The sequence below is a fragment of the Tenacibaculum sp. AWR4_210 genome (genome assembly GCF_056160945.1).
The window spans coordinates 34,714-44,698 of sequence record NZ_JBSWYF010000015.1 but is presented as its reverse complement, the minus strand read 5'-3'; the positions used below and the strand labels follow the sequence as shown (position 1 = coordinate 44,698).

Below are 9,985 nucleotides of genomic sequence, written 5' to 3'. Positions count from 1 at the left end.
CGGTAACAGCTGCTAAAATAAATGCGGATGTTGCGGGTACTGGTTTAACACAAAACGGTGCGGGTGCTTTAGTAGTTGATCCGACTGCCTTTAACGGTGACGGTAACATTACTTCTTCTGACTTAACGGTTGGTGGTGATGCTAACGCTTTATTAGGAGATGTTACGCTGGAAATCTCAGCAGGTGCTGTTGGAACAACAGAATTAGCTGACAATGCAGTAACTACTGTAAAGATCAACGACAACGCTGTAACTACCGGAAAAATTAATGACAATGCAGTAACTACTGCGAAGATCAACGATGCCGCAGTTACTACGGTTAAAATTGCCTCAGGTGGTAACGACAAAGTATTAACCACTACTGATGCTGGAGTTGTACAATGGGAAGATAAAGGCCCTACTATTAAGGCAGCAGGAAAAGTAGCTATGACATACAATGCCGACGCTACTTCTACCTACAACAATCACAATGTAGTCAAGAGCTTTAACATTGCTAGCGTTACAAGAGATAGCGAAGGTGATTATCAAGTAACTTTTACAACCGCTATGAGCAGTGCTAATTACATTATTCAATTATCAATTAGAGATTGTGGTGGTAATTGTCCTGGAAACACCAATGCAAACTATGATGATCCAGGTATTACTTATTACGACCAAACTGCTACAGGATTTAAAGTTAACATCGGTGATAGTGACAATGGAACTAATCAAAAAGATGATATCGATTTAGAATTTATGTTTAGTGTTATTGATTTTTAATCATGAATAAACTACAGTATCTCATAATAACAACTATATTATATTCTTTCGCTGGATTTGCACAATTAGATGCGAATTCAGCGATGGGGATACCTCAAGTCAGTAACACCACTGAAATGCAAAATATTACTGGCGCTACTGAAGGATCGTTGGTATACAATATTGCACAGAAGGGAATCTATGTTTACAACGGCACTAATTGGGTTTCCCCTAGTGGAAGTAATTGGCTTATATCTGGCAACAACGGAATTAGTTCTTCTAATTTTTTAGGAACTACTAATGACGTTAAGATGGAAATTCGCTCTAATAATTTGCCGATGCTCGAATTCGGAAGAAGAGAAACACTCAACCTTTACCAAAACTTTCCTGACTATACTGACAATGATCAACCTTTGGTCCACTTAAAAGGAAATGGGAATACTGCTGCCTTACAATTTGCTGCATCGGGAGCCTCATTTTACAAACCGATGTTTTTCACGACTACCAATGGGAGTTTTCGTTTAAAGGGAAGTTCAGGAAGAACCGATCTTTTTGAAATCGGCTCGGGAGGTCCAAGTAATGATGGAAGACTGGAGTTCATCATTGGTGATGATGGTGCAGAGCCCATTATATTTAAACGTTATGATTATCGAAATGGGAAATTTCACAAAGAACTTTTCCGTGTACAAGGAAGCAACAACACTGCCAATGCAAAAACGAGATTTGGAATCAACATCAATACAAATGAAGTGCCTGTTGACAGTGAATATGACGATTCACAATCGGGGTATAATATTGCTAATTCCACCTTGCAAGTACAGGGATCTGTTGCCACCGCAATTACACGCGTAACGGGTTCTGGGAATTATACACTTTCGGAAGATAACCATACCTTGATTATGCTCTCAAATCGAAGCCTCACATTGCCTACGGCCTCGAGTTGTACCGGTCGTGTGTACATTATAAAAAATAACTCAGGGAGTAGCCTTTCTATATCTTCATACAACAATCAAAACAATACCAGCAGCACCAGTATTACCAATAATAATACTGTATGGTTACAAAGTGACGGCGTAGTATGGCAACAAATAAATAATTAACTAACAGCTTTATGTTTAAACCCCTATTGTACATAACATTTCTATTGGCTGTATTCACAACGACCCTTGCTCAAATTGACGAGAATGCCCTCGTTAGTTTACCCAGAGCAACGACCACTGAGTTGAATGCTATTACCACTCCCCAATTGGGAAGCTTAGCTTATGACACAGATAAAAACCGCGTGGTACAATACACCAACGCTGGTTGGTCGGACTTTTTAACTGCGAGGAATGTTTATGTAGGTGCTTTTACAATTAACGCTGCAGGTAATCAAGACATTACTGGACTCCCCTTTCAACCTTCTCAAATTACCTTTGTCGCACATGCCAATGTCGAAAGTCTCAATATCAATAGTGATAATGGTACTGGTAATAACGATCGTGGAATTCCCAACTCTTTTGGAACCATGAATGGATTTGCCAGAGATGACAGCGGCACCATCGTACAACAAGTAATCTATGTTGGTGGGCATGGTAACTCAATTAATGATATTACACGATACGCGAGTAGCTCGAACTGTATAGGACTCAGATATGGTGATCAAAACGGTAATAGCCTTGGTCGCATTACCGCCTCTTTAAGCTCCTTTAATACAGATGGTTTTACAGTAAACGTTACTTATACCAATGGAACGGTTACTGCTAATAATGGAAATCCCATTGTCGATGTTCAACCCGATGATGTACTCGGTGAAGGGATTGTAGTACTGTTCACTGCTTATAGATAATTTTCATGAAAACCTCTACCCTGATAGTTCTAATCGTATTAAGTTTCAACTCAATTCTCAATGCACAAATAGATGCTAATTCTTTACTTTCCATTCCTACTGTGAGTAGTAATGCTGAGATGACAGGCATTTCTTCACCCTCATCAGGATCGCTCGTTTATCACAGCGGAGAAAACAAAATCTATATGTATGATGGCACAAGTTGGGCCGCCTTAAAAAAAGAAACGAATAGTTTTGGCGATATCAAATACGGAGTACAGTCAGCAGATCACAATGGTTGGTACTTACTCAACGGTCGCGCAACCAGTACACTCTCTGCAGCCGCGCAGACAAATGCTACTAACCTCGGCTTTACAACAAATCTTCCGAACGCTCAGGACAGAGTTTTAAAACACCCCTCAGCTACCGACAATATAGGTGATACCGGCGGACAAACAACCACTACCCTATCTCAAAATAACCTCCCCAATGTAAACTTTACGGGTTCCACGTCTACTGACGGGAATCATACACATACCGTTCCACGAACCACAGGAAGTGACCAGGTACGTCACAGCAGTGACGATACCCGAACTTTTTACAATTCCGGAGGAACTACCACTACCAGTACTAGCGGTAATCACAGTCATACCGTAACCGTTAACAGTGGTGGAACTGGACAATCGTTTGAGAGATACCAACCCTATTTAGTGGTCAACACATTTATTTACCTAGGACTATGAGAAAACTTTTACTACTAACTATTATTACCTTATTTCCCCTTACACTCTTCGCACAAATCGATGCGAATTCAGTAATAGGGCTTCCTACAGCGACAGACAATACCGAAATGAATGGAATTTCAGGTGCTGCTGAAGGATCTTTTTTATACAATATAGCTCAAAAAAACATTTACTTTTATAACGGAACCGCCTGGGTAGCCGTTTCCTCATTAAGCTCAAACCTATACACTGCCAACGGAGCACTTACAGGGGCAAGAACCTTGAATGGTTCAGGAAATGCACTTTCCTTTTCCAATTTAGCATCCTTCCAATTGAACACTACGGGAGCTACACAATTATTTGCAACTGGAAGTCTACAACTCGGATCTACAGGCAATACCACACAAATCACCAGTGCCCTCGGGTTAACACTTACCGCAACCAGCGGCGGAGTAACTATTAACGGAAACACAACGGTTAATAACAATCTCATAGTTGATGGGTCTTTTACCGATAGTACTGGAAGTACAGGTACTAATGGACAGGTTTTAAGTTCAACAGCTACTGGTACAGACTGGATAGATCCAAAATTAGCTACCGTAGAAAACAAAACCGCAAACTATACCTTAACCGCCGATGACAATGGTAAGGTTTTTACATTTAGCAGCGCCACTGATGTTACCTTAACAGTACCAAACGGACTCCCCGTTGGCTTTAACATCAGCATCTACCAAACAAATGCAGGACAAGTTACTATTGCCGGAGCGGGAGGTGTAACCATCCTCAACCGACTGTCGCGATTTAAAACAGCCGGACAACACGCTGGTGCGGGGCTTATTTGTACGAGTACCAATAATTTTCATCTGACAGGTGACTTAAAAAGGTAATTTATGAGAATTCGAATACTATTTTTTCTTTTTACCGTTTGCCTCGTTTGCAACGACTCGTGGAGTCAAATTGCAAGTTACAACCAATTCCCAACGCATAAACCATCGCATATTCTCGACGAAAAACTAACCAGCATCAGTTTTTCTTTTTCCATGCGTGTTTTAGAAAGTGACTACACGGGCCCCATTATCAGACTCCGCAGAGCGAGTGATAATGCAGAACAAGATTTTGGCTGGGCCGATAACGACATCGTAGATATTACTGCCATCAATGCATGGCGAGGTGCTAGTAATGTTTTTGTCCATACTTGGTACGATCAAAGTGGACTTGGCAGAGATGCCATCCAAACGAATACGAACAGACAACCGCGGTTTTATCCAGACGCCACTCGTCCTTATTTTCAAGGAGACGGTGTAGATGATCACTTGTTAATAGATACGCCAAACGGAGTACAAGACCTTACCAATGCGGGAGACGAAGGAACAGTACTCACCATTGCACGTGCTACAAACCGCAACCAACACTCCTTTGGAGTACTCATCAATTCCAACAGATGGTCAACACATATCAACTGGGGAAATCGAAATTTGTACTTCGATCCGGGAATCTGCTGTAACGGAACTAGATTTTTTTACAATGATTCTAATGTTAATACATGGGAATTGTATACTTTTATCAAAACGAATACCAATGCTATCGCAAGAGCAGGTGGTGTTCAACGATTTAATGGTGTGCACACAACGGGTAGGTGTACATTGACAACCGATTTTACTATTGGTTGGGCCAACGGTAATCAGGCCTGGGCTCATTCTAACACAAGTTTTATCGAGTTTATCATGTATCGTACCGACATTAGTGCAACAGAATATCAAGAAATAGAAGAAAACGCTATCACCTTTTGGGGTATTTAATACTCCCTTTGTAAGTTTCTGTCCCCCCTCCTTCTACTTCTCTATGATACGGTATGTGACATTTTGAACTTTTTTGGGTCAAAATGTTAGGATTCACGTATTAAAACTACTATTAGATAACAAAAACATAGTATCGGTAAACTGTACGAACTGATTTTTTTAAGTATCGATGAATTCCACTGAACGGAAGATAGCTTGCATCTATCTAAAACGACGCTAAAAGACTTCAATTTGGATGTAGTTTTACAATGTAATTAGTTCGCAACTAGTAATAATGACCGGAACATTTACTAAGCAAACCAGTTATATTGGACCATCATCAGTTATCATACTATAATTCAAATAGATACAAAAAATGTTAGTTGGCCATATCGATAAATTTTATATCTTTGTCGCCTTGAAAAAAACTAACCGAAATTAACTGAATGAACGATAAACCTATATGATTTAAAAGAAAAAAGACATATACGATTTTAATAAAAGAATAATAAAAAATAATTAAAAAATACGGGGGTATTATGAAAAATTTTTTATCTATTACGGTATTACTTATGCCTTTATTTTTGAATGCTCAATCAGCATTTCACAATTTCGGAAATGTTAAATTGCACACGAGTGCAGCGGTTGGATTCCACACCGATTTAATAAATGACGGAACATTAAACAATGACAACCAAGGGTTTGCAGGGTTTTACAGCGACAGCGAAATCAGAGCGATTTCTGGTAATAACAGAGCTATCTTCAGCAAGGTTGAAATAGACGCAGTAAACGATGTAGAATTATATACGAGCTTAGGAGTAAGCAATGAATTAAATTTTATCAATGGTAAAGTGTTTACACCGAGAAACAACCAGAGTATCTCTTTAGATTACATTAACCACCAGTTATCAGTAGGTGAAGATGACAGCAGATATGTAGACGGTTATGTTACGGTTACAGGAACGGATGAGTTTATCTTTCCTATAGGACACGACAATAAGTTCAGACCTATGGTATTACCTGCGCAAAATGTAAACAATACCTTTAGAGGTGCTTACTACGCAGTAAATCCGAATACAGCTCCTAGCAATGTGTTCAGTCAAAACTTTGACACCAATGAAAAGCAATTGTTCATAAACACTATCAGCAATGTTGAATTTTGGGACTTAGATGGAGCTGCAGCAACAACTATTACATTAACATGGAATGCAGCGAGTAACGTGGCGGCAATTGCAGAAGACGTAAATTTATTACGTGTTGTTGGATGGAGCAAAACTGAAAACAAGTGGATTGATTTAGGTAGAACTGCTGTAAACGGTGACCTTAATGCAGGAACTGTAAGCTCTAAAACCTTTACTCCAGACGAGTATGAAGTTATTACTATAGGAGCTGAGTACGCAGACGGTGACTTAAGCGATGTAAACATTATCATTACTCCTAACGGAGATGACAAAAACGAAGCCTTAGTATTTGACGGTTTAGAACAATACAAAAACAATACGCTTTCAATCGTAAACAGATGGGGAAATCAAGTGTACGAAGCTACAGATTACAAAAATAACTGGAAAGGGACTTCTGAAGGAAGAGCAACAGTAAACAAAACAAATGACTTACCAGTAGGAACTTACTTCTACGTTTTAAAATTCGGAGATGACGGATTGAGTAAAACGCAATTGGGATGGATATACATTCACAGATAAGAAGTTAACCCTACTAAATAAAATATACCCCAAAAGAAAAGGATACTATTTACGCAATGGTATCCTTTTTTTATATCGGTGTAATTTTTACTTGTTTACCACTCTCGGTGTCGTCGGATTGTAACCGAAATCTGCATCGGGTAATTCAATCCCTAAGGAGTTAACTATAAAGCCTACACTGGCAAAATGGTGAATAGCATGACTGTGAGCCTGTATTAACGCACTAGAAAGCGTATAAGTCGCGGTAACTCTTCCCATGCCCAAATCGTCAGTAACTTCAATTAACTGATTCAAATCAAGTGTTTCTAACTCGTACAAGGCCCGAATAATCATCTCAAAATATTTAATTCCTTCCACAGTTTGCTCTTCTGCCAAGGTATTTCTCTTTCGATCTGAAAAATCAATATGCCCCTTCTCTACTCCATTCACTATACAACTAAAAACATCCAATACATGTCGCATATGCGCTCCAATACTCGAGTAATAAGGTGCCACCGTTTTATCGCTGTATTGTTCATTGGTTATATTCGTAAGTAGTGTAATTCCTCTTTGTAAATTCTTATCAATGGCGGCTATCATATAGCTAAAATTAAATTTTGAAGTGAGTCGTATAAATATAGGGTATTTTACGAGTACCTAACAGTAATTTTAACAAGTATTTTCAAACCACTAAAAACCAAGCAATTAAAACCCGAAAAGTTTTCTACAAAAAAGGCACCTACAATTTTGGCACGCAATTTGAAAATAACTCAAACAACTGCGGAAGCCGAAAAGCATATAGAGTAAGCATAACCCTAAAATTAGCAATTATGAGAACAGGGATACTATTTTTTTTAGCAGCAATGTTATTTGCTCCACTACAAGCCAATACGAATACCAAATCAACTAGCAAAATTGGGGTTGTCAATCGCTATGACGATGTATTAAGTTTTGTTGAAAGAGGAATTAAATTTCACGTTTTCCTCAACGGAGATTTTGATTTTAACACCCATCACAGAACTACCAGATATGTCGATTACAACGGAAGAAGGACACGTGTATCAAATGGTGTGCGCATAGAGCGCGATCGCAATGGCCGTGTCAGACGTGTAGGTACCGTATATATCAACTACGATTTCAGAGGAAATGTAAAACGTATTGGTAGTGTATTTATGCAGTACAGGAGAGGTCAATTAACCAGAATCGGAAATATGAGAATTCGTTATGATCGCTGGGGGCACCCGAGCTTCCGAGGATATATCAAAAGAGGTGGGTATTACCAAGACATCGATCACTGCGACGATGATGTTAACATCGATATCGACATCAGTATCGGTGATGAATACGACTATGACGATGTGTACTTTTACCGAAGAGATTTCAGACGCAACTACCGTCAGTTCAAAGAAGACGACAACTTCTTTTACTACCGAGCCGTTCCGAATGCCAATATTGGACAAAAGGCACGTGTCCTTAAAAGACGTAAGAGTAAAAGAAACTCTGATAGAGATGATTTGTATTACAGAGCGAATCCTGAAACAAAACGATCTAGAAGAAATTAAAATAGCCAACTCAAAACAAAAACCTCCAGTTTGAACTGGAGGTTTTTATTTTAAAAAGAAAACCAAGTGGCTCGGGCCACTTGGTTTTTCTAACTAAGAATTTATCGTTGTTGACAGCTGTTATTTGGCTACGTTTACCGCTCTTGTTTCACGGATAACGGTTACCTTCACCTGTCCTGGATAGGTCATATCATTTTGAATTTTTTGAGAAATATTAAATGATAGTTCCGCAGCTTTTGCGTCGTTTACTTTGGTACTTTCAACGAGTACACGCAACTCTCTACCCGCTTGGATTGCATAAGCTTTTTGTACTCCTGTAAATCCAAATGCGATATCCTCTAAATCTTTTAAACGCTGGATATAGCTATCCAACACTTGTCGTCTGGCACCTGGACGAGCTCCTGAAATCGCATCACATACCTGTACTATCGGTGCGATCATACTCTTCATTTCAATTTCGTCGTGGTGAGCTCCAATGGCATTGCAAACATCTGCTTTCTCTCCGTATTTCTCTGCCCATTGCATTCCTAATAATGCGTGTGGTAATTCGCTTTCTGTTTCTGGCACCTTACCAATATCGTGTAACAATCCTGCGCGTTTCGCTGCTTTTGCATTCAAGCCTAATTCAGCAGCCATAATACCACACAAATTAGCAACTTCTCTCGAGTGTTGTAATAAGTTTTGTCCATAAGAAGAGCGGTACTTCATACGACCTACGGTTTTTACCAATTCAGGATGTAATCCGTGAATTCCAAGGTCAATAACAGTTCTCTTTCCTACTTCTATAATTTCTTGCTTGATTTGTTTCTCAGTCTTTCGAACGATTTCTTCAATTCTCGCAGGGTGGATTCGACCATCAGTAACGAGCTTGTGCATCGACAATCTTGCGATTTCACGACGAACAGGGTCAAAACACGAAAGAATGATGGCTTCAGGAGTATCATCTACGATGATTTCAACCCCAGTAGCGGCTTCCAATGCACGGATGTTTCTACCTTCTCTACCGATAATTCTACCTTTTACGTCGTCTGACTCCAAGTTAAATACAGAAACACAATTTTCTACTGCCTGCTCTACTCCTACGCGTTGAATGGTATTCAATACTACTTTTCGCGCTTCTTGTTGGGCAGTCATTTTAGCTTCTTCAACGGTATCTTGAATAAAACTCATCGCATCTGACTTCGCCTCTTCTTTTAACGACGCTACTAACTCGGTCTTCGCCTCATCTGCTGAAAGCCCAGAAATTTGCTCTAGCATATCTACGTGACGCTTGTGTAACTTTTCAATTTCAGACTCTTTTTTATCTAAAAAATCCAATTTGTAATTGTAGTCAGCCTGTTTCTTTTCGAGTTGCTTGTTCAGTTTTTTGTTACGATCCAACTCCGAAGATACTTGACTTTCTTTATCGCGAATGCGCTTTTCAACATCTCCCACTTTCTTTTCACGAGAAAGAATTACCTTTTCGTGTTCTGACTTCAATTCAATAAATTTTTCTTTCGCTTGAAAGATCTTATCTTTTTTTATCGCATTGGCTTCTACCCTTGCTTCTTTTATAATATTCTTAGCCTCCTTCTTGGTCTCTTCGATCAATTTGTTCGCCTTTGTCTTCTCCAGCATTTTCGCTATCAGAAATCCAATAGTCAGACCAATAATACTAGCTAATGCAATATATGCTAATTCCATATGATTAATTTGTGTGT

At 39.3% G+C, this 9,985-nt stretch carries 9 protein-coding genes and 1 pseudogene; 8 read left to right on the top strand and 2 right to left on the bottom strand.

Annotated elements, in window-relative coordinates:
• The 7 genes and pseudogenes from ACXAG7_RS19050 to ACXAG7_RS19020 all read left to right on the top strand — a co-directional run.
• Positions 1-758: pseudogene (locus ACXAG7_RS19050) on the top strand (hypothetical protein); the annotation flags it as partial.
• Between the two features lie 2 nt (positions 759-760).
• Positions 761-1,837 carry a hypothetical protein gene (locus tag ACXAG7_RS19045; protein WP_476667810.1) on the top strand — a complete coding sequence of 359 codons (1,077 nt, stop codon included), beginning with the start codon at positions 761-763 and terminating at the stop codon, positions 1,835-1,837.
• 11 nt (positions 1,838-1,848) lie between these two features.
• Positions 1,849-2,565, top strand: a complete 717-nt coding sequence (locus ACXAG7_RS19040) for a hypothetical protein (protein WP_408044446.1) — start codon at positions 1,849-1,851, stop codon at positions 2,563-2,565.
• A gap of 5 nt (positions 2,566-2,570) precedes the next feature.
• Positions 2,571-3,287, top strand: coding sequence for a hypothetical protein (locus ACXAG7_RS19035; RefSeq protein ID WP_476667809.1), 717 nt, complete (start codon positions 2,571-2,573; stop codon positions 3,285-3,287).
• The gene (locus ACXAG7_RS19030; RefSeq protein ID WP_476667808.1) at positions 3,284-4,153 is read left to right on the top strand and encodes a hypothetical protein; all 870 of its coding nucleotides are present in this window, start codon (positions 3,284-3,286) and stop codon (positions 4,151-4,153) included. The genes ACXAG7_RS19035 and ACXAG7_RS19030 overlap by 4 nt, the downstream gene beginning before the upstream one ends.
• Positions 4,154-4,156: 3 nt before the next feature.
• Positions 4,157-5,065 carry a hypothetical protein gene (locus ACXAG7_RS19025; protein ID WP_476667807.1) on the top strand — a complete coding sequence of 303 codons (909 nt, stop codon included), beginning with the start codon at positions 4,157-4,159 and terminating at the stop codon, positions 5,063-5,065.
• 518 nt (positions 5,066-5,583) lie between these two features.
• Complete coding sequence (locus ACXAG7_RS19020) at positions 5,584-6,744, top strand: gliding motility-associated C-terminal domain-containing protein (protein ID WP_476667806.1); 1,161 nt, start codon at positions 5,584-5,586, stop codon at positions 6,742-6,744.
• Between the two features lie 87 nt (positions 6,745-6,831).
• On the opposite strand, the gene ACXAG7_RS19015 is transcribed toward ACXAG7_RS19020, so the two are convergent.
• Positions 6,832-7,323 (bottom strand): DinB family protein, encoded by a 492-nt coding sequence (locus ACXAG7_RS19015; RefSeq protein ID WP_476667805.1) that lies wholly within the window; start codon positions 7,321-7,323, stop codon positions 6,832-6,834.
• A gap of 230 nt (positions 7,324-7,553) precedes the next feature.
• Here ACXAG7_RS19015 and ACXAG7_RS19010 point away from each other — a divergent pair, with 230 nt between their 5' ends.
• Entirely contained in the window at positions 7,554-8,285 is a 732-nt protein-coding gene (locus ACXAG7_RS19010) for a hypothetical protein (protein WP_408044452.1), read from the top strand.
• Between the two features lie 120 nt (positions 8,286-8,405).
• Here ACXAG7_RS19010 and rny read toward each other — a convergent pair whose 3' ends face one another.
• Positions 8,406-9,968: a ribonuclease Y gene (gene rny / locus ACXAG7_RS19005; RefSeq protein WP_408044453.1), complete on the bottom strand. Its 1,563-nt coding sequence runs from the start codon at positions 9,966-9,968 to the stop codon at positions 8,406-8,408.
• Positions 9,969-9,985: the final 17 nt, after the last annotated feature.